The organism is Methylobacterium sp. FF17, from assembly GCF_025813715.1.
In the GTDB taxonomy this organism is placed as follows: Bacteria; Pseudomonadota; Alphaproteobacteria; order Rhizobiales; family Beijerinckiaceae; genus Methylobacterium; species Methylobacterium flocculans.
This window is the reverse complement of the sequence record NZ_CP107532.1, coordinates 1,294,474-1,314,306: the sequence shown is the minus strand read 5'-3', so window position 1 is coordinate 1,314,306 and position 19,833 is coordinate 1,294,474. Positions and strand designations below refer to the sequence as shown.

General features: G+C 69.8%; 21 protein-coding genes and 1 tRNA gene. 12 read left to right on the top strand and 10 right to left on the bottom strand.

Features of this window, described 5'->3' with window-relative positions:
* Positions 1-137: 137 nt before the first annotated feature.
* Complete coding sequence (locus OF380_RS06030; protein WP_264049858.1) at positions 138-533, top strand: hypothetical protein; 396 nt, start codon at positions 138-140, stop codon at positions 531-533.
* 9 nt (positions 534-542) lie between these two features.
* On the opposite strand, the gene OF380_RS06025 is transcribed toward OF380_RS06030, so the two are convergent.
* Positions 543-902 carry a SpoIIAA family protein gene (locus tag OF380_RS06025; RefSeq protein ID WP_264049857.1) on the bottom strand — a complete coding sequence of 120 codons (360 nt, stop codon included), beginning with the start codon at positions 900-902 and terminating at the stop codon, positions 543-545.
* Positions 903-940: 38 nt separating this feature from the next.
* Complete coding sequence (locus tag OF380_RS06020; RefSeq protein WP_264049856.1) at positions 941-3,187, bottom strand: primosomal protein N'; 2,247 nt, start codon at positions 3,185-3,187, stop codon at positions 941-943.
* A 156-nt stretch (positions 3,188-3,343) separates the two neighbouring features.
* Between OF380_RS06020 and OF380_RS06015 the strand changes: the two genes are divergently transcribed.
* The 6 genes from OF380_RS06015 to ada all read left to right on the top strand — a co-directional run bounded on the left by OF380_RS06015 (position 3,344) and on the right by ada (position 10,256).
* The gene (locus tag OF380_RS06015; RefSeq protein ID WP_264049855.1) at positions 3,344-4,420 is read left to right on the top strand and encodes an ABC transporter ATP-binding protein; all 1,077 of its coding nucleotides are present in this window, start codon (positions 3,344-3,346) and stop codon (positions 4,418-4,420) included.
* A 148-nt stretch (positions 4,421-4,568) separates the two neighbouring features.
* Positions 4,569-5,582, top strand: a complete 1,014-nt coding sequence (locus OF380_RS06010) for an extracellular solute-binding protein (protein ID WP_264049854.1) — start codon at positions 4,569-4,571, stop codon at positions 5,580-5,582.
* 87 nt (positions 5,583-5,669) lie between these two features.
* Complete coding sequence (locus tag OF380_RS06005) at positions 5,670-7,370, top strand: ABC transporter permease (RefSeq protein WP_264049853.1); 1,701 nt, start codon at positions 5,670-5,672, stop codon at positions 7,368-7,370.
* A 108-nt stretch (positions 7,371-7,478) separates the two neighbouring features.
* Positions 7,479-7,553: transfer RNA gene (locus tag OF380_RS06000), tRNA-Val, on the top strand.
* A 454-nt stretch (positions 7,554-8,007) separates the two neighbouring features.
* Positions 8,008-8,727, top strand: coding sequence for a Crp/Fnr family transcriptional regulator (locus OF380_RS05995; protein WP_264049851.1), 720 nt, complete (start codon positions 8,008-8,010; stop codon positions 8,725-8,727).
* Between the two features lie 428 nt (positions 8,728-9,155).
* Positions 9,156-10,256 (top strand): bifunctional DNA-binding transcriptional regulator/O6-methylguanine-DNA methyltransferase Ada, encoded by a 1,101-nt coding sequence (gene ada, locus OF380_RS05990; RefSeq protein WP_264049850.1) that lies wholly within the window; start codon positions 9,156-9,158, stop codon positions 10,254-10,256.
* 33 nt (positions 10,257-10,289) lie between these two features.
* Here ada and OF380_RS05985 read toward each other — a convergent pair whose 3' ends face one another.
* The 6 genes from OF380_RS05985 to OF380_RS05960 all read right to left on the bottom strand — a co-directional run bounded on the left by OF380_RS05985 (position 10,290) and on the right by OF380_RS05960 (position 13,276).
* The gene (locus OF380_RS05985) at positions 10,290-10,460 is read right to left on the bottom strand and encodes a hypothetical protein (protein WP_264049849.1); all 171 of its coding nucleotides are present in this window, start codon (positions 10,458-10,460) and stop codon (positions 10,290-10,292) included.
* Positions 10,461-10,464: 4 nt separating this feature from the next.
* Positions 10,465-10,728, bottom strand: a complete 264-nt coding sequence (locus tag OF380_RS05980) for a hypothetical protein (protein ID WP_264049848.1) — start codon at positions 10,726-10,728, stop codon at positions 10,465-10,467.
* 2 nt (positions 10,729-10,730) lie between these two features.
* Positions 10,731-11,072 carry a hypothetical protein gene (locus OF380_RS05975; protein ID WP_264049847.1) on the bottom strand — a complete coding sequence of 114 codons (342 nt, stop codon included), beginning with the start codon at positions 11,070-11,072 and terminating at the stop codon, positions 10,731-10,733.
* Between the two features lie 184 nt (positions 11,073-11,256).
* Positions 11,257-12,234 (bottom strand): cysteine synthase A, encoded by a 978-nt coding sequence (gene cysK / locus OF380_RS05970; protein WP_264049846.1) that lies wholly within the window; start codon positions 12,232-12,234, stop codon positions 11,257-11,259.
* A 227-nt stretch (positions 12,235-12,461) separates the two neighbouring features.
* Positions 12,462-12,635: a hypothetical protein gene (locus OF380_RS05965; RefSeq protein ID WP_264049845.1), complete on the bottom strand. Its 174-nt coding sequence runs from the start codon at positions 12,633-12,635 to the stop codon at positions 12,462-12,464.
* 143 nt (positions 12,636-12,778) lie between these two features.
* A complete protein-coding gene (locus tag OF380_RS05960; RefSeq protein WP_264049844.1) occupies positions 12,779-13,276 on the bottom strand; it encodes an META domain-containing protein in 498 nt (165 codons plus the stop codon).
* A gap of 279 nt (positions 13,277-13,555) precedes the next feature.
* On the opposite strand from OF380_RS05960, the gene OF380_RS05955 reads away from it, so the two are divergent.
* A complete protein-coding gene (locus tag OF380_RS05955) occupies positions 13,556-13,891 on the top strand; it encodes a helix-turn-helix domain-containing protein (RefSeq protein ID WP_264049843.1) in 336 nt (111 codons plus the stop codon).
* 16 nt (positions 13,892-13,907) lie between these two features.
* On the opposite strand, the gene OF380_RS05950 is transcribed toward OF380_RS05955, so the two are convergent.
* Both OF380_RS05950 and OF380_RS05945 read right to left on the bottom strand, forming a co-directional pair.
* Positions 13,908-15,146, bottom strand: a complete 1,239-nt coding sequence (locus tag OF380_RS05950) for an NAD(P)/FAD-dependent oxidoreductase (RefSeq protein WP_264049842.1) — start codon at positions 15,144-15,146, stop codon at positions 13,908-13,910.
* Positions 15,143-16,099, bottom strand: a complete 957-nt coding sequence (locus OF380_RS05945; protein ID WP_264049841.1) for a LysR family transcriptional regulator — start codon at positions 16,097-16,099, stop codon at positions 15,143-15,145. The genes OF380_RS05950 and OF380_RS05945 overlap by 4 nt, the downstream gene beginning before the upstream one ends.
* 193 nt (positions 16,100-16,292) lie before the next feature.
* Between OF380_RS05945 and OF380_RS05940 the strand changes: the two genes are divergently transcribed.
* The 4 genes from OF380_RS05940 to OF380_RS05925 are packed head-to-tail and all read left to right on the top strand — an operon-like array spanning position 16,293 to position 19,708.
* Positions 16,293-17,354: a class 1 fructose-bisphosphatase gene (locus OF380_RS05940; protein ID WP_264049840.1), complete on the top strand. Its 1,062-nt coding sequence runs from the start codon at positions 16,293-16,295 to the stop codon at positions 17,352-17,354.
* A gap of 25 nt (positions 17,355-17,379) precedes the next feature.
* Positions 17,380-18,240 carry a phosphoribulokinase gene (locus tag OF380_RS05935; protein ID WP_264049839.1) on the top strand — a complete coding sequence of 287 codons (861 nt, stop codon included), beginning with the start codon at positions 17,380-17,382 and terminating at the stop codon, positions 18,238-18,240.
* A gap of 35 nt (positions 18,241-18,275) precedes the next feature.
* A complete protein-coding gene (gene rpe, locus OF380_RS05930; RefSeq protein ID WP_264049838.1) occupies positions 18,276-18,962 on the top strand; it encodes a ribulose-phosphate 3-epimerase in 687 nt (228 codons plus the stop codon).
* On the top strand, positions 18,956-19,708 hold the full coding sequence (locus tag OF380_RS05925) for an HAD-IA family hydrolase (protein ID WP_264049837.1): 753 nt from the start codon (positions 18,956-18,958) through the stop codon (positions 19,706-19,708). Before rpe ends, OF380_RS05925 begins: the two co-directional genes overlap by 7 nt.
* Positions 19,709-19,833 lie beyond the last annotated feature (125 nt).

The window sequence follows — 19,833 nt, the reverse complement described above, 5'->3', positions numbered from 1 at the left end:
TGTGAATGCAGCACCTGTCATAATCCTGCCGCTTCGGCGGATATGATGTGCGCATTCTCACCCGATCGTCTGCTTGCGATGTCACCGTGCCGCCCCGCGGCCGGGCTCGGACCGACGTTTCTATCGAAGGATGATGCATGTCCAAATTCGTGGTGGTCCTGGCGCTCGGAGCCGGCCTGTCCTCGCCCGTGACGAACCCGGCCGCCGCGCGGGACGCGGGCAACTTCAACGGTTCCTGGTCTGTGGACCTCGTCACCGAGAGCGGCATGGTCTGCGACAGCCGCTACACCTACGCGGTCTCGGTGCAGGAAGGACTGGTGCGTCTCGCCTCCGCGAGCGGCAGTGCCACGGTGAGCGGCCGCGTCGGTCCCGACGGCACGGTCGGACTCAACGTCTCGAACGGCACCACCTCGGGCGCGGTCTCGGGCCGCCTTCAGGCTCAGGGCGGCGGCGGCACCTGGAAGGTCTCGTCCCTGTGCTCGGGGCGCTGGACGGCCCGGCGTCATACGACGCGGACCGCCCAGGCCGAGTGAACCCTCAGGTCAAGCGGCGGCGAGCCACTGACGCGCTTCGTCGATATGCGCGCGGTCGAAGGTCTTGATCTGGGCCGGCGAGACCTTGCCGAAGGTGTCGGCGATCATCCGCAGCCAAGAGGCGTCGGTGACCAGGGCGACGTGGCTGACGCCCTTCATCATGGCGAGGCCGAAGCGCGGGTCCTTGAAGAACGCGGCCGGCTCCATGCCCTTGAAGTCGCGCACGTCTTCCAGGAGCTTGATCTTGCCGCCCTTGTCGAGGTCGGCCTGCATCGCCGTGATGACGGTGTTCATCTCGGCATCGGTGATCTGACCGTCGACGACGATCTCGGCCACGTTCGAATCCGGCTTCTTGGTGTAGGTCAGCACGTGTGGCACTCCTGAAAAGGTCGAACGTCGGGCTCGCGTTATAGGAAACTCTGCGGGTCCACGTCGATGGCGACCTTCACGTTGCCGCGAACCTTCGGGCCCCGGGCCAGCCAGTCGCGCAGGTAGGTCTGCAGATCGACCGATCGCTCGGTCTTCACCAGCAGCCGGAAGCGGTAGCGCCCACGGATCAGCGCCAGGGGCGCCTCGGCCGGCCCGAGCACCATCACGCCCTCGGGCGGTTCGGCCACCCGGGCCAGCGCCTGCCCGTGCGCTTCCGCCACCTCGCGCTCGTTGGCCGAGACGATGAGGGCCGCAAGCCGCCCGAAGGGCGGCAGACCGGCCGCCTCCCGGGCGCCGATCTCCTCCTCGTAGAAACGCTCCGAATCCCCCGACAACAGGGCCGCGATCACCGGGTGGTCGGGCTGGTAGGTCTGAAGCAGGGCGCGCCCCGGCTTCTCGCCGCGCCCGGCCCGACCGGTGACCTGCTGCAGGAGCTGGAAGGTGCGCTCGGCCGCGCGCGGGTCGCCCGAGGTGAGGCCGATATCCGCGTCGAGGACACCGACCAGGGTGAGGTGCGGGAAGTTATGACCCTTGGCCACGAGCTGCGTGCCGATGACGATGTCGCAACCGCCCTCCGCCACGGTCTGGAGTTCGGCGCGCAGGCGCTCGGCCCCGCCGGGAAAGTCGCTCGACAGCACGATGACGCGTTTGTCCGGAAACAGCTCGGCGACCTCCTCGGCGATGCGCTCCACGCCGGGGCCGCAGGGCGTGAGGTTGTCGAAGGTACCGCATTCCGAGCAGGAATCCGGGCGCCGCTCGGCGTAGCCGCACTGGTGGCAGACGAGCGCCCGGCGGAAGCGGTGCTCCACCAGCCAGGTCGAGCAGTTGCGGCACTGGTAGCGGTGGCCGCACGCCCGGCACAGCGTGAGCGGCGCATAGCCCCGCCGGTTGAGGAAGAGCAGGGCCTGGTCGCCCGCCTCCACCGTCTCGCGCACGGCCGCGATCAGGGTGGGTGCGATGAAGCGGCCGCGCTCGGGCTTGTCGGCGCGCATGTCGATGGCGGCGATGTCGGGCAGGCGCCGCCCGCCGAAGCGCTCGGGCAGGGCGACCCGGATGTAGCGGCCGCGCTCGGCATTCACCCGCGTCTCGATGGAGGGGGTGGCGGAGGCCAGGATCACGGGGCAGTTCTCGATGCGCCCGCGCACCACCGCCATGTCCCGGGCGTGGTAGTGAACCCCGTCCTCCTGCTTGTAGGCGGCCTCGTGCTCCTCATCAACGACGATGAGGCCGAGATCCGCGAACGGCAGGAACAGCGCAGAGCGCGCGCCCACCACCACGGCGATCTCGCCCGCCGTGACCCCGGCCCGGATGCGCTCCCGGCGCTTCGCGCCCACGCCCGAGTGCCAGGTGGCGGGGCGCACGCCGAAGCGCTCGGCGAAGCGGTCGAGGAACTGCGCGGTGAGCGCGATCTCGGGCATCAGGATCAGGGCCTGGTGACCGCGCCGCACGCAATCGGCCACCGCCTCGAAATACACCTCGGTCTTGCCCGAGCCGGTCACGCCTTCCAGCAGGACGGTCGGGGCCTTGTGCACGACGCCCGGCGGCGGGACCTTGCCGTCCGGCGGCAGGGGATCGCCGATCGCGTCGGTGGGGGGCGGCTCGTCCGGGGCCGGGTTCATCAGCACGGCCAGTTCGCGCACCGCCGCCTCCTGTGCCTCCGAGAGGGGCACGCGTGCGTGGTCCGGGTCCGGCGGCAGGGCGACGGGCTCGGGCGTCAGGGCCATCGCCTCGAGGGCACCGTCGTCGATGAGTCCGTCCACCACGCTGAGCGAGACGCCGGCCTCCTTGGCGAGCGCGCTCTTGCCGCGCATGGCGCCGTCCGCCGCCACCGCGAGCACCTTGGTGCGGGCTGCGGTCGGCCGCGCCGGGGCCTTGCCCGACGCCCGAACGCCCACCCGCACCGTCTCGGTGAGTGCCGATTCGTCGGGCAACCGAAGGGCCATGGCCAGCGCCGAGCCTTTGGGCGCGAGAGTGTAGCGGGCGAGCCAGTCCACCAGTTCCCGCAGGGCGTCGGGCAGGGCCGGCACGTCGAGGCGCCCCGTCACGGGGCGCAGGTTCGAGCCGGCAGCGCTCTGGCGCACGCCCCAGACCACCCCCACCGTCTCGCGCGGCCCAAGAGGGATCTGCACGACCTCACCGACCGAGAGGTCGAGCCCGGCCGGCACGGCGTAGCTGTAGGCGCTGTCGAGCGCCAGCGGGATCAGGATCTCGGCGACGCAGGGCATCGGGCGGGGCTTTGGTGGAACATAACCGGAATATAGGCATAACGCCGTCCCGACGCGATGGGTGTCGGGCGATGGCTGGCCGGATCGCGACCGGGTGATTGCATCCGGACCGCATTGGCTCCTAAGCAGCGGGGGCCCCGCATCGCCCCGGTTCCGATGAACGACCCCTCTCATCCCCAGACGCGCGTCCCGCCACGCCTCGACCTGCGCGGGATCGGCCTGCGCTTCGGCGCGGTCCAGGCGCTCGCCGACATCGCCCTCCAGGTTCAGCCCGGCGAGATCCTCGCGCTGCTGGGCGATTCCGGTTGCGGCAAGAGCACGCTCCTGCGCGCCATCGCGGGCCTGGAGCAGCCGGAGACCGGCACGATCCGCCTCGACGGAGCCGTGGTCAGCGAGGGGGGGCAGGGGGTTGCGCCCGAAGCCCGCGGCGTCGGGCTGATGTTCCAGGACTACGCGCTGTTTCCGCACCTGACGGTGGCCGAGAACGTCCGCTTCGGGCTCCACGCCAGGCCCGGTGCGGAGGCGCGCGCCATCGCGGCCGCGCGCCTCGAACAGGTGGGCCTGAGCGATCGGGCGAAGAGCTATCCCGCCACGCTCTCGGGGGGCGAGAGTCAGCGCGTGGCGCTGGCCCGCGCCCTGGCGCCGGGGCCGCGCATCCTCCTCCTCGACGAGCCGTTCTCGAACCTCGACCGGCGCACCCGCGACCGGGTCCGCGACGACACCCTGGCGGTTCTGCGCGCCGGAGGCGCCACGACGCTGCTCGTCACGCACGACCCCGAGGAGGCGCTCGGATTCGCCGACCGCATCGCGCTGATGCGCCGGGGGCGCATCGTTCAGGTCGGCACGGGACGCGACCTCTATGAGCGACCCGCCTCGCGCTTTGCCGCCCGCTTCTTCGGTGACCTGATCGAGGTCTCCGGGACTTGCCGCGACGGCGGTCTCGCGACACCCTTCGGCCGGTGGCCGGCACCGGGCCAGGCGGAGGGCGCGACCCTGACCCTGTGCCTGCGTCCCGAGGCGATCCGCCTCGGCGATCCGGACGCACCCCTGCGCGGCGTCGTGATCGAGCGCCGCTTCCTCGGTGCGACGGCCCTCCTGTCCCTCGCGGTGGAGGGATTTCCCGAGCCCCTGCGCCTCCCGGTGCCGGACGACGTGCCGGGTCGCCCGGGTGACCGCGTCGGCCTCGCCCTCGACGCGACACGCGGCTTTATTTTTGCGGATCCGCAGGATTAAAACACAAGACTTGATCGCGACGCATTGACCTGCGAAACTGTAGTTTTTAACTGTTTTAAATCAAAGACATCCTGCTTGCTTTTTCTCCGCCGATGCTTCTGAACACCCGCCACGAGCTTCAGGAGGGGTGTTGGTCATGGTGGGTGGGATGAAGGCAACCGGCTTCGCGGGCATCGTGCTGGCGGCCCTGATCGGCCCGGCCTCGGCGGCGGAGGTGAACCTCTACACCACCCGCGAGCCCGGCCTCATCCGGCCCCTCCTCGACGCCTACACCGCCAAGAGCGGCGTCACGGTCAACACGGTCTTCGTGGAGAAGGGGCTGGCCGAGCGCGTGGCCGCCGAGGGCGCCCGCGCCAAGGCCGACGTGCTGATGACGGTGGATGTCGGCAACCTCATCGACCTCGTGGACCGCGACCTCGCCCAGCCCGTGCGCTCGAGCGTCCTCGAGGCGGCCGTGCCCGCGACGCTGCGGGACGCGGACGGGCGCTGGTTCGCCCTCTCCATGCGGGCCCGCGTGCTCTACGCGGACAAGGACCTGTCGGACCTCAAGGCCATCACCTACGAGGGGCTCGCCGATCCGAAGTGGACGGGCGGTCTCTGCCTGCGCTCGGGTCAGCATCCCTACAACACGGCGCTGATCGCGCATCACCTCGTCAAGCACGGTCCCGAGAAGACGGAGGCGTGGCTGCGCGCGGTCAAGGCCAACCTCGCGCGCAAGCCCGCCGGCGGCGACCGGGACGTGGCCCGCGACATCCTGGCCGATACCTGCCAGATCGGGATCGGCAATTCCTACTATGTCGGCCTGATGCGCTCCGGCCGGGGCGGCCCCGAGCAGCAGAAATGGGGCGACGGCATCAAGGTGGTGATGCCGACCTTCGCGGGCGGCGGCACCCACGTGAACATCTCGGGCGCGGTGGTGTCGAAGACGGCGCCGAACCGCGAGGAAGCCGTCAAGCTTCTCGAATACCTCGTTTCCGACGAGGCGCAGGGGCTCTATGCCAAGGCCGATTACGAGTATCCGGTGAAGGCCGGCGCCCCGATCGACCCCCTGCTCACCTCGGCCCTCGGCCCCCTGACCATCGATGCCGTGCCGCTTGTGGAGATCGCCCGCAACCGCAAGGCGGCGAGCCTCCTCGTGGACAAGGTCGGCTTCGACAATTGAGCGCCGTCTCTCCTCCTCCGAGCGGGGAGGGGACGGTGGGGCCTGCTCCCTTCAGCCTGTTCATCCGGAAACGGTTTTGAGATCAGCATGACCGGGGCCGCGTCCGCCCTCTCGCCCACGGTCCGGCCACGTGCCCTGGCCTGGAGCGCCGCCGCCCTGGCACTCTGCGCCCTCGTGCTGAGCCCCGTCGTCGCCCTCGTGGTGGCGGCGGGCGAGGGAAGCGGGGCGCTCTGGCCCCATCTCGTCGCCCACGTGCTGCCGCAGGCACTGTGGGATACGGGCCTGCTGCTCGCGGGCGTCGGCGCCCTGGTGATCGTACTCGGGGCCGGCTCGGCCTGGCTCGTGGCGGCTTACGAGTTTCCCGGCCGACGGCTTCTGGAGGCGGGGCTGCTGCTGCCCATGGCGGTGCCGACCTACATCATCGCCTTCGCCTATCTCGACCTCATGCACCCGATCGGCCCGGTGCAGACGACCCTGCGCGACATGCTGGGCTATGCCCGCCCGCGCGACCTCGTGCTGCCGGAGCTACGCTCGCTGCCCGGCTGCATCCTGCTGCTCGGCTTCGTGCTCTACCCTTACGTCTACCTTCCGACCCGGGCACTCTTCCTGATGCAGGCCGCCAACCTCATCGAGGCGGCGCGGATGCTCGGGCGCTCACCCTCCGCCACCTTCTTCCGCATCGCCCTGCCGATGGCGCGCCCCGCCATCGCGCTGGGGGCGAGCCTGGCCCTGATGGAGGCCCTGAACGACATCGGGGCGGCGGAGTTCCTCGGCGTCCGCACCCTCACGGTCCAGGTCTACGCCACCTGGGTCAACCGTTCGGACCTCGCGGGCGCGGCGCAGATCGCCCTCGTCATGCTGGTGGCCGTGGTGGCCCTCGTGGCCGTCGAGCGCTGGGCGCGGGCCGGACGGGGCTTTGCCGGCACCGCCCAGCGTCCACGCAGGCTTGCCCGGCGGCGGCTGACGGGTTTTCGCGCCTGGGGCGCGCTCGGCCTCGGGCTGATGCCGGTGGCGATCGGCTTCGCGATCCCGGCGAGCTACCTCGTCCACTCCGCGTTGCGGCGGGTGATGCGCAGTGGCCTTCCCGAGACGATCCTGGCCGAGATCGGTCACACCCTGCTCTACGCGGGCGTCGCGACGGTGATCGCGGCGGCGCTCGGCTTCGTCGTCGCGGCCGGGCCGGGCCTGCTCTCGCGCCGGTTCGGGCGGGCGCTGATCCGGGTGGCGAGCCTCGGCTACGCCCTGCCGGGCGCGATCCTCGCCATCGGCCTCCTCGGCCCCCTGGCCTTGGCCGATGCCACCCTGGCGGCGGGCACGATGCAACTCTTCGGGGTCGCGCCGGCCCTGATCGGCCTCGGCACCGGCGGAGCCCTGGTCACGGCCTATCTCGTGCGCTTCCTCGCCGTCAGCATCGGCACCTGCGAGGCCGGCCTCGGCCGGGTGCCCCGCAGTCTGCCCGACGCGGGGCGGATGCTCGGGCGGGGCCCCGGCGCCACCCTGGCCCGGGTCCAGCTTCCCCTGGCCTGGCCGGCCGTGGTCAGCGGCGCGCTCCTCGTCTTCGTCGATTGCGTCAAGGAATTGCCCGCCACCCTCCTGCTGCGTCCCCTCAATGTGGAGACCCTCGCGACCCACCTCTACGGCGAGGCCGCGCGCGGCACCTACGAGGACGGCACCGTGGCCGCCCTTCTCATCGTCGCCGTCGGCCTCGTGCCGGTGGTGGTCCTCCTGCGGCTCGGGACGCCCCGCGCGGACCATGCAGATCGACGCTTGACTGAGCCGCGCCCATAGCCCTAGAAGGCCCTCGTCCCGGCGGCGCTGCTCCGCCGGACAGTCATTCGCCGCACACGCGGATGTCCGGCGGAGCGGAAGCCCACCGGGCCGGCGGAAGACGGGTCAGGACGGTTAGCACAGCGGTAGTGCGTTCCCTTCACACGGGAAAGGTCGCAGGTTCGATCCCTGCACCGTCCACCATTCCTCCCGGCAAGACTTCATCTCCCAATACGATTTTGACGATGATCGCGACGGCTGTGCGCGCGGGGCGTTGCCGTGCCGCGAAGGCCGAGGCTCGCGCGCACGAGGCTCGCGCGCAAGGGCTTGATCAGCGCACGTCGCCCGTCATCGTGGCCTACACGCCCCTCGTCGATATGTCGTCGGACCGAGCCGCGTATCGCCCCTCACGTGCGGCCCGTACCGCGAGCAGACTTACATAAGCTATTCGCGAGGGCGAGTTATGGTCCGTCGACAGGAGCGTTCACAGCCGTAATCGAATGTCGAGTGCTGTAAGCGACGGGGCCGAGATCTGCGTGTTTCGTGTGTCTTGCGTGAACGTTTATCTTTCATACATTCCGTATTCGATTCGTTGATTCATTGCCCTCGAGCGCTTGAGCGACGGCCCACGCTCTCGCCAGTGCTGGGAGCGTGCATCGTGACCTTCCATCCTCGACAGTCGGACGTCCGCAACAGGCTCCTGCGTGCCTTGTCGGCCAGCGATTTCGCGCTTCTCAGCCCGCACCTCGAACTGGTCGATATGGAGTTTCGCCAGACCCTGGTGGTGCCCAATGAGCCGATCACGCAACTCTACTTTCCGGAATCCGGCTTTGCGTCCATCATCACCTACGGCTCCGGCGGGAACCGCGTCGAGATCGGCATCATCGGCCGCGAGGGGCTCGTCGGCGCCACACCGGTCCTGCTCGGCACGGATCGCACACCCAATCACGCCTTCGTGCAGAATGCCGGGCAGATGTTTGCGATCACGGCCGTGGCCCTGAACGCCGCCGTGGGCCAGAGCGCCACGTTGCGGCGCCTGCTGCTGCGCTTCATCCAGGTGCAGATCATCCATCTCGGACGATCCGTTCACAGCAACGCGACCTACAACATGGAGGTTCGCCTCGCGCGCTGGCTGCTGATGTGCCACGACCGCGTCGACGGCGACGAGATCGCCATCACGCATGAATTCCTCGCCCTGATGCTCGGCGTTCAGCGCTCCGGAGCCACCCTCGCCGTGCAGATGCTGGAGGGAAACCTGCTGATCAAGGCCCGGCGCGGTCGGATCACGATCGTGAACCGGAAGAGCCTGCTGGAAGTCGCTGACGGCAGCTACGGCATCGCGGAGGCCGAATACGCTCGCCTGATCGAGGGTGCCTGATGTGGCACGGCTCTCTTTAGCGCTCGGGATCGACGCGGACCGCGAGGATTGGCGCAGGGCGCGGAGAGGGACGACTTCGCCGGCCTCGGTTCGGCGCATGCGCTCGACGTGGCGGAGGGCATATTCCGGCGCACCCGGTACGTCAGGCTCTGCAATCGGTTCGATCGCGCCTTCGAAATCACCGATGGGCGGCGCGAACGCGTCCTGGTGGTGAACTCGGCGGACGTGGTGCCGAAAGGGGAAGACGAGAAATCCGACGCCCGGCTACTGCCTTCATGGCAGGATTGGCAGGGGCCCGACGGTCGACACGTTGCACGGATTCCAGAGCAAGCCACGGGATGCATCCCCGGTCGGACGGGTGCAAGGGTTCGGAGCGATCCCGGGTGAGCGGCCCGGTCGGTGTCCCCGCGGCCGGAGGAGTGTCCATCATGGACTTTGGCGAAGCCGAGAGCGGCCGGCACGGGCCGGGTCCGTCGGCGTGGGACGAGGCGGCTCGGTGGGCGGCCCTCGCCACCCGCGATGCGCGCGCCGACGGCCGGTTCGTCTACGCGGTCCGCACCACTGGGGTGTATTGCCGCCCGAGTTGCGCCGCGAGGGCTGCTAAGCCGGAGAACGTCACCTTCCATGCCACCTGCGCGGAGGCAGAGGCCGCGGGCTTCCGGGCCTGCAAGCGCTGCCGGCCGAACGCACCGGCCCTGGCCGAGCGACGGGCGGGTGCCGTGGCCGAGGCCTGCCGGCGCATCGACGCGGCCGAGGAGGCGCCGGACCTGAAAACCCTCGCGCACGCCGTGGGCATGAGCCCGTTCCACTTCCATCGCGTGTTCCGGGCGACCACCGGCGTCACGCCGAGGGCCTACGCGGCGGCCCGGCGCGCTGCGCGCCTTGCCGCCCGCCTTCAGCAGGCGGGTTCCGTCACCGAGGCGGTCTACGAGACGGGCTACGGCACGGCGAGCCGGTTCTACGCCACGGCACCGGGGCGGCTCGGAATGTCGCCGACGGCCTATCGCAAGGGCGGCCTCGGCGCGGCGATCCGCTTCGCGGTCGGCGAATGCACCCTCGGCGCCATCCTCGTGGCGGCGACCGAGGCGGGGCTCTGTGCGATCCTGCTCGGCGACGATCCCGACGTCCTGGTGCGGGACCTTCAGGATCGCTTCCCACGCGCGGCCCTCTCGGCCGGCGACATCGAATTCGAGCGCTGGGTCGCCGAGGTGGTCGGCTTCGTGGAGGCGCCCGCCCGTGGTCTTGACCTGCCCCTCGACATCGGAGGCACCGCCTTCCAGCAGCGGGTCTGGGCGGCCCTGTGCGCCATCCCGGTGGGCGCCACGGTGACCTACGCGGAGGTCGCGCGGGCCATCGGGGAGCCGATGGCCGTGCGTGCGGTGGCCCAGGCCTGCGCCGCCAACAGGCTGGCGGTGGCGATTCCCTGCCACCGGGTGGTACGCACGGACGGCTCCCTATCCGGCTACCGCTGGAGCGTGGCACGCAAGCGCGACCTCCTCGCACGCGAGAAGGCCGGCTCGTCGACGTGAACTCTCTTGTCTTGGATTACGGTACCGGGAGCGTCAGGAGCCGCCGGGGTCGGTTTCGCCGTCCGGTTGGGCGCCGCCCTTCGGGCCCTGGCCGGGCTTTCCGTCCGTCTTCTCGTTCGGGTCCTTCACCGCATCCGGTGCCACGTTGGCGGGCTTGCGCTGCGGTGTGTCCTGCTGCGGGTCCTGATCGTCGGCGCTTCCCATGGAGTCACTCCTTACCGGCTGTGTTGGGGGAACGGGGCCTGTCGGACTGGCCGTCGGAGGAAACGCCGACCGGAGCCGGATTGCGCCCCTCGGGCGACCCTTCCCAGTCCGCGTTACGCGCCGCGTCGGTCTGCCCGCCGGACCCCTGCTGCGTGAGGGCGGATTGCTCGGGCGATTGCTTGCCGCCGGCGACGGCGGGCGCTCCCGGCTTGCCGACGTCGGCATCGGGCTTGCGGGTGCCGACGATGGGGATGTGGTCGTTCGGCATGGCTACTCTCCCGCGTCCTTGCCGTTGGGCGCGGTCGCCCGCTCGATCGCCTCCGCGGCCGCGCCGGCGGGGGCGGCGCCGGCTCGGGCCCCGGCATCGCGGATTCGGTTCAGGTTGGCGTCGGGCGTCTCGGCTTCGGTCTCGTCCGTGGCATCCGAGCCGGGTGTGCCGGAGGCGATCCGGGCGGTCTCGGCTTCGCCCATCGGATTGCCCTTGAGGTCGCTCCGAAGCTGAGCCGGCCGTCCGACGTCCCGGGCGTTGTCCTGGCCGAGATCCTGGCCGTTCCGGTCGGTATAGGCGTCGAAATCCTTCAGCGAGGGGCGCTCGCGCGGCTCGTCGGTCATGGTGTCCTCCTGATCTTGGAGGCTCAACCCGTCACCGGCCGTGGGGTTGCCTTTCGGGGCGGGGCACCGGCCTCGGCAAACAGGAGAACGGCGTCCCGGCGCAGCCCGGGAAGCCGTTTTCGTCAGGGGGATGGAGCGTCCCGAAGCGCGATCCGGGCGCGTATCCCGGATCGCGCCTTGAGCTTCAGAGGCCCTCGAACAGCGCCGAGGAGATGTAGCGCTCGGCGAACGAGCAGGCGACAGTGACGATCCGCTTGCCCCGGAAGTCGGGCCGGGCGGCGAGCTTCAGGGCGGCGGCCACGTTGCCGCCGGTGGAGATGCCGCCGGGAATGCCTTCCAGGCGCGCGAGCAGGCGCGAGGTGTCAAAGGCTTCCTGGTTCGAGACCGTGATGACCTCGTCGATGATCGACTTATCGAGGTTGTCCGGGATGAAGCCGGCGCCGATCCCCTGGATCTTGTGCGGGCCGGGCTGACCGCCGGAGATCACCGGGGAGTCGGTGGGCTCCACGGCGACGACCTTCAGGCCGGGCAGGCGGGGCTTCAGGACCGAGCCGACGCCCGTGATGGTGCCGCCGGTGCCGACACCGGCCACGAAGGCGTCGAGGTGACCCTGCGTGTCGTTCCAGATCTCCTCGGCCGTCGTCTTGCGATGGATCTCGGGGTTGGCGGGGTTCGAGAACTGCTGGGGCATGATCGAGCCCGGGATCTCGTTGAGGAGTTCCTCCGCCTTGGCGATGGCGCCCTTCATGCCCTGGGGGCCGGGGGTCAGCGCCAGCTCCGCGCCGAGGAAGGCCAGCATCTTGCGGCGCTCGAGGGACATCGTCTCGGGCATCACCAGAATGAGGCGATAGCCGCGCGAGGCCGCCACGAAGGCCAGCGCGATGCCGGTGTTGCCGGAGGTCGGCTCCACCAGGGTGCCACCGGGCTTCAGCTTGCCGGAGGCCTCCAGCGCGTCGATCATGTTGACGCCGATGCGGTCCTTCACGCTCGCGATCGGGTTGAAGAACTCGAGCTTGAGCAGGATCTCGGCCTCGACGCCGCGCTCCTTGGTGATGCGGTTGAGGCGCACCAGCGGCGTGTTGCCGATCGTCTCGGTGATCGAGCCGAAGATATGGCCGTGGCCGGGCGTGCGGGTGGAAGCGGGGCTCTGCGTATCGGCCATGGGGGTCTCCTGATCGGCTGAGAATGTCGTGCCGGTGTCCGCCGGGAACAAATTCAGGGCCGGGAGATATCGTGTCGGTTCTGCCGAGGCAATCGACAAAGCCCCGTGATCAAAGACAAATCTTCTTCAATCCCGGGAGTGTGTGACGATCGGAGAAACTCTCTATTGTTTCCGACTAACAAGAGAGAAGATTGTTCTGGGCCCGCGGGCCGGTGCACCGCCGAGTTTCAGGCGGTCAGCAGCGCAGTACAGAGGATCATCATGGTCGCGAGAAGGGGGCAGGTCGCGGCGAGCGCCGCCGCCCCCGCATGCAGGTGCGCCGGCCAGGCGTAGCGCGCCTCCTCCCGGAATCCGTGCCGCAGGCCGTCGCCGCCGGTGGTGCCTTCGAGCCGTGTGCCCATCGCGCTCCCCATGCCCGCCACGGTGGCGGGCCATCCGGGGCAGGAGGCGCTGGTGGCCTTGAACAGGGCGTAAACCCGCGGCGGTGACCGCGGATCGTCGTCAACGGACGCTTAAGACGCGAGATGGGCCGATTCGGAGCGGGTCAGAGCGCGCGGTCGAAGCGCAGTTCACCCTTCTGGCTCTTGATCACCAGCTGCGAGCCGACGAGATCCCATTGGGCCGCCGTGCGCAGGGCGATGAAGAAGTCCTGCTCGCTGGCACCGAGGCCCTTGTCGCAGGGCTTCTTCGTCAGGGCGAGGGGACCGACGGCGAGGTGCTGCTCGCGCAGGGGAAAGGCGGTCGCCGCGAAGGTGTTGCAGCCGCCATAGCCGCGCGCCCGGTACTGCTTGTCGACCATGAAGCTCGGACGATCGTTGCCGCCGAACGGCTTTCCGTTCAGGCTCACGGCGGTCCAGGTGGCATCCAGGGGGAAGATCTTCTCCTGGGGCTTGGCGGCCGGGACATACTGCTTCTTCTCGGGCTTCTCGCGGGCATCACGGCCGAAGCCCGTAACGTTGCCACCCATCTGCGCGGTCGCGGCGGTGCTCGTCGCTCCGGCCGCGATGGCGCCGGCTACCACAGCGATTCGGATCGCTCTCATCGTCTGGCTCCCCTTCAAGGTCTGGTCCCCGCCCGAACGCGCAGGGCGTCGAACCCTGCGACCGTGTCATCCCACTCCGGCGGAACCCACCGATCGGACTGTGCGTTTGGCCCCTTCGGATAAGATTCCAGCACAAATATGGTCAAGACGCCGGACGCCCCGATCGGTGCGGTTCTTGAGCGGATCCCCGGTAAACCACCGCGCGACACATGTTTGCGTTGAACGAACCCGTGATACCGCCGTTGTCCGCCCGAACGGACATCACCAGGGAGATGCAGGGTGGCGGGATCGGATGAAGGGGCTCCGAGTGGCCTGCAACCCGAGGAGCTCGGCCCGAACACGATCAGCGCCGCCCAGTCGCGGGCGGCCAGGGCCTTGCTCGGCTGGTCGGAAGCCGATCTCGCCGGCAAGCTCGGACTCGGTGAAGGCTTCGTGCGGGATTTCGAATCCGGCGGCCGTGAGCCTCCCTCGGGCCAGGTCGAGGCCTTGCGCAGCACCCTGATGGCCCATGGCGTCGTCTTCGGCGGAGCCGGAACGGAAGAGGTCCGCCTGAGCCAGCAAGGCCAGGGCGAAGGCACACGGGTGGATGCCCTCACCACCGAGAACGATCGCTGAAGACTGGAGCGCCCGCTCAAGCGCCTTTGACGAGCGCCTTGAGGTCGTAGTGTGGGTCGGCCGCCTGCTCCGGCGCGAGGGCGAGGCCAAGGCCGAGGATGCGGCGCGCCGCCATGTGATCCGCCGGGCGATCGACCGATTCGACGGCGGCGAGTTGGCCTTGGCGATACCGGAAGACCGAGAGCCCCGTCTCGGAGGCGCGTGCCACGCTGGCATCGCCGGGCTGGGCCAGTCCGGCGATCTGCAGCTTGTGCGGACCCTGGTCGCTCCAGAACCAGGGCACTGCCGCGTAGGCGGTCGGTCGCCCGGTCAGGCGGGCGGCGAGGCAGCGGCCCTGGTCGACGGCGTTCTGCACCGACTCGATGCGTACGGGACTGCCCTCCAGGAAGCGGCTCGGCACCCGGGCGCAATCGCCGAGCGCCGAGACCGCCGGGTCGGACGTTGCCAGGAACGCGTCCGTATGGATGCCGTCCCCGACCGCGAGGCCGGCGGCCTCGGCGAGTTCCTGGTTCGGCACCACGCCGATCCCGACGAGGACGAGGTCGGCCGCAATGGCCGAGCCGTCGCCGAGCCGGACCGCAACCGCCCGCCCGGCCTCTCCCTCCACCGCCTGAACGCCGGCTCCGAAGGCGAAGCGGATCCCGGCGTCGGTATGGGCCCGCGTGAAGAACCCGGCCATCTCCGCCGAGACTGCACGGGCCATCGGCCGGTCTGCCGCCTCGACCACCGTGACGGGCAGGCCGCGTCCGGCGCAGATCCCGGCGAATTCGAGGCCGATGAAGCCCGCGCCGACGATGGCGATCGCCCGTGCGCCGGCGAGCGCGGCCTTGAGTGCATCGGCATCGGTCAGCGAGCGTAACTGATGCACGCCCGCCAGGCTCGCCCCCGGCACCGGCAACGCCCGGTTACGCGCGCCGGTGGCGAGGACGAGGTGGTCGTAGGCGAGATCGGTCCCGTCGCTCAAGGCGACGCGACGGGCCTCGCGGGCGATGGCGGTGGCGGTGACGTGCGGTCGGTGCGTGATCCGGTGCTCGGCGAAGAAGGTGGCGGGACGCAGGGACAGGCCCGCCGCATCGGTCTTGCCGGCCAGATAGGCCTTCGACAGCGGCGGGCGCTGATAGGGCAGGCCCTCGTCCCCCACCAGGGTGATGGGATCGGCAAAGCCCGCCTCGCGGAGGGACGCGGCGACCTGGAAGCCAGCCTGCCCGGCGCCGAGGATGACGACGCCCGCCGCGCGCCTACCCTGTTCGCTCACGTCTCGAACTCCACCGTGACGGGCGACGGCTCGGGCGAGAGCCGCAGTTGCGGCAGCCAGCGCCCGCCATCCTTGACGATATAGTCCCAGAAGGCCGCCGCCGCAGGGCCCAGCACCTTGTCGGCCCGGCGCACCGCGTACCAGTCGCGCCGGATTGGCAAGCCCTGGACGTCGAGGACCACGAGGCGGCCGCTCTCCAGCTCGGCGGCCACGGTGTGGGCGGAGAGAAGCGCGATGCCGAGATCCGCCATCACCGCCTGCTTGATCGTCTCGTTCGAGCCCGAATCGATCCCGAGGCGCGCCCGTTTGATCATGATCCCGGCCATGAACTCCTCGAACACCGTCCGGGTGCCGGAGCCCTCCTCGCGCACCAGGAAGGATTCCTGCGCCAGATCCGCCCGCGTCAGCCCGCTGCGGCCGGCGAAAGGATGGTTCGGGGCCGCGATGATGACAATCGGGTGAGGCCCGAAGATCTCCGCCTCGATGGCGAAGTCGCGCGGCGGCCGGCCCATGATCGCGAAATCGATCTCGTAGTTGCGCAGGGCCTCCACCATGTGGCCGCGATTGCCCACCGTGAGGTTGATCTCCACGCCCGGATGCAGCCCGACGAAGCCCGAGATCACGCCCGGCGCGAAGTACTTCGCCGTCGAGACCACGCCCATCGCCACGCGTCCGCCGCTGCCGCCCTTGAGGGTCTCCAGACGGTCGGCGCAGGTTTCCAGCACGGTGTTGATGCTGTTGATCGCCCAGAGCATCTCGCGCCCGGCATCCGTGGGCTTCAGCCCCGTGGGCGTGCGGTCGAACAGCATCAGCCCCGCCTCCTCCTCCAGCTGGCGGATGCGGGCATAGAGGGCGGCCGAGGTGACGTTGAGCTCCTGCGCGGCGCGGGTCATGGTGCCGAGACGGGCGACCGCGGCGACGGCCTGGAGCTGTTTGAGGGACAGGTTGCGCATGAGGCGGTTCTAGTTTTTTTGGAATAGCTCGCAAGTTTTTTCAGAATTCTTTCGGTGGTACGATGCGAGGGCTCGCGGGTGCGATGCGCCCATACCCCCTGGTGCCGCCGGGCGCTCTCGTGCCAAGGGCAGGGTAAGATGACGGTCCGCTGGGATGTCAGGTCGGCGGGCAATGGAAGAAGGACGGACGTTGATGTCGACGGTGTCTCTGGAGTTCGGGTCCACCCTCGCGGACTGCCTTGCGCAGGCGGTCGCCGCCGATGCGCGGCTCGCCGATGCCGCCGCCGTCGTGGCGGCCTGCGCCGAGGCGGCCGTCGATGTCAGTGAGGTGATCGGCCGGGGCATGCTCGGCGGAGCCGACCTCGCGGCCACCGGCGAGCACAACAGCGACGGCGACGTCCAGAAGGCCCTCGACGTGCTGGCCCACGAGCGCTTCACCGAGGCTCTGCGCGGCGCGCCCGTGGCGGTGGTCGCCTCGGAAGAGGCCGAGGGGATGATGGTGCTCGATCCTGCCGCGCCGCTCGCCGTGGCGATCGACCCCCTCGACGGCTCGTCGAACATCGGCGTCAACATGGCGGTGGGCTCGATCTTCGGCATCCGCCCGGTGGTCGCGGGCGACACCGATTCGATCGCCTCCTTCACCACCCCGGGCACCGAACAGATCGCCGCCGGCTTCGTCACCTACGGTCCGGCGACCTCCCTCGTGGTCACGCTCGGCCACGGCACGCAGATCTACACCCTCGACCGGGCGGCACGGACCTTCCGGCTCACCCATCCTCGGATCGAGGTGGTGGCCGCGGCCAAGGAATACGCGATCAACGCCTCGAACGCCCGGAACTGGGACGCCCCGGTGAAGGCCTATATCGAGGATTGCCTGCGCGGCTCGGAAGGCCCGCTGGACAAGGACTTCAACATGCGCTGGCTCGGCTCCCTGGTGGCCGATGCCCAGCGGGTGCTCCTGCGCGGCGGCGTGTTCCTGTATCCGGGCGACAACCGCAAGGGTTATGCCCAGGGGCGGCTGCGCCTTCTCTACGAGGCCGCCCCCATCGCCATGCTGATGGAGCAGGCCGGGGCCGGGGCCATCGACGGCGAGCGCCGCATCCTCGACATCAGCGCCACCGGCATCCACGAGCGCGTGCCGCTGATCTTCGGGTCGGTGGACGAGGTCGCCTGCGTCGCCAAATACTATGGCGGACGCAATGCCGCCGCCGGACGCTCGCCCCTGTTCGGGCAGCGCGGCCTGATGCGCAGCTAGCGCCTCCGGGGCACCACGCACATCCATGTCGGCGCGTCATCCCATCATCTCGGTCACCGGCTCCTCGGGAGCCGGGACCACGTCGGTCCGCAATACCTTCGAGCAGATCTTCCGCCGCGAGGACGTGAGCGCGGTCTACATCGAGGGCGATGCCTTCCACGCCTATGACCGGGACACCATGCGCCGGAAGATGGCGGAGGAGCCGAACCTCAGTCACTTCGCCCCGCGCGCCAACCTCCTGCCCGAGTTGGAGGAGGTCTTCCGGACCTACGGCGAATCGGGGGGCGGTCGCACGCGCCATTACGCGCACGATGCGGCGGACGCCGCGCTCTACGGCACCGAGCCCGGTACCTTCACGCCCTGGGAGGCTTTTCCCCCGGGCTCAGACCTGCTGTTCTACGAGGGCCTGCACGGCTGCGTCGTGGACGACAACGTCGACATGGCCCGCTACGCCGATCTCAAGATCGGCGTAGTGCCGGTGATCAACCTCGAATGGATCCAGAAGCTGCACCGGGACCGCTCGTTCCGGGGCTATTCCACCGAGGCCGTCACCGACGTGATCCTGCGGCGCATGCCCGATTACGTGCAGACCATCTGCCCGCAATTCACCTGGACGGACATCAACTTCCAGCGGGTGCCCACGGTGGACACCTCGAACCCGTTCATCGCCCGCTGGATCCCCACGGCGGACGAATCGATGGTGGTGATCCGCTTCAAGGACCCCAAGGGCATCGACTTCTCCTACCTGATCTCGATGATCCAGGGCTCGTTCATGAGCCGGGCCAATTCCATCGTGATCCCCGGCGGCAAGCTCGATCTCGCCATGCAGCTCATCCTGACGCCGATCATCATGCAACTCGTCGAGCGCAAGCGCCGGATGGCTTGAGGCCGTCGGCGATGCACGCAAGAGGACCCAGACCCATGAACGGCCCGATCATCTCGCCCTCGATCCTTTCGGCGGATTTCGCCAAGCTCGGCGAGGAGGTGCGTGCCGTCTCCGAGGCGGGGGCCGACTGGATCCACCTCGACGTGATGGACGGGCACTTCGTGCCGAATCTCACCTTCGGGCCGGCGGTGATCAAGGCTCTGCGTCCGCACTCGGCCAAGCATTTCGACGTCCACCTGATGATCGCGCCGGCCGACCCCTACCTCGCCGCCTTCGCGGAGGCCGGGGCCGATACGATCTCGGTCCATGTGGAGGCGGGCCCGCACATCCACCGCTCGCTCCAGGCGATCCGGAACCTCGGCAAGCGCGCAGGCATCGCCCTCAACCCGGGCACGCCGGCCTCGGCGATCGAGCCGCTCCTCGACATCGTGGACCTCGTCCTGGTGATGACCGTCAATCCGGGTTTCGGCGGCCAGAGCTTCATCCCCTCGACCCTGGAGACGATCGCACGAATCCGCGCGATGACGGCCGGGCGTGACATCGACATCGAGGTCGATGGTGGGATCGATCCCGAGACCGTGGTCCGGGCGGCGCGGGCCGGCGCCAATGCCTTCGTGGCCGGCAACGCCGTGTTCAAGGGCGGTCCGGCGGGCTACGCCGAGCGCATCGCGGCGATCCGGGCGGGAGCCGCATCGGTGGGAGGCGGCACCCTCTCATGCTGAGGGCGCTGATCTTCGACGTCGACGGGACGCTCGCCGAGACCGAGGACCTGCATCGTCGGGCCTTCAACGGTGCCTTCGCGGAACTCGGTCTTCCCTGGGTGTGGTCGCCCGCGCTCTATGCCGACCTCCTGACCGTGATGGGCGGCAAGGAGCGCCTGCGCCACTACGTCGAGACCGAGCATGCGGGGCAGCTCGATGCCCTCCGCCCGCTCATGGGCGAGATCCACGACCGCAAGACCCGCCTTTACGGCGACCTGGTGGAAGGGGGCGGCCTCGCGCTCCGGCCCGGCGTCGCGCGGTTGATCGGGGAGGCGCGGGCGGAGGGTCTCAAGCTCGCGGTGGCCAGCACCACGAGCCGCCCGAACGTCGACACCCTGTTGCGGATCAACTTCCCGCGCAGTGACGTCCCCTTCGACGTGATCGCCTGTGGCGACGAGGCGGCGCGCAAGAAGCCGGCCCCGGACGTGTTCGACCTCGCGCTCCGGCGCCTCGAGGTGGCGCCGTCCGAGGCCGTGGCCTTCGAGGATTCGGCCGCCGGCATCCGCTCGGCGCTCGATGCGGGCCTGCCCGTCATCGCCACGCGCAGCCGCTACACCGAGAGCCACCGCCTCGACGGGGCGTTCTCGGCCGTGTCGGATCTCGGCGAGGCCGGGGCGCCGCATCGGCACCTTTCCGGCCATGTCTGGCCGGAGGGGCACGTCACCCTGAGGGCTCTGCGCGACTGGCACGCCCAGATTTCTGCCTGAGTTCCTGCCTGAGCTCTCGCCTGACCGGAAGCGTCGGCGCACGCGACCGGCGTGAGTCTCCCTCGGCGGGCGTGGGGAACAGCATGGCGCCGGCGACGAAGCCGATGGCGCCGGCCAGACCGAGC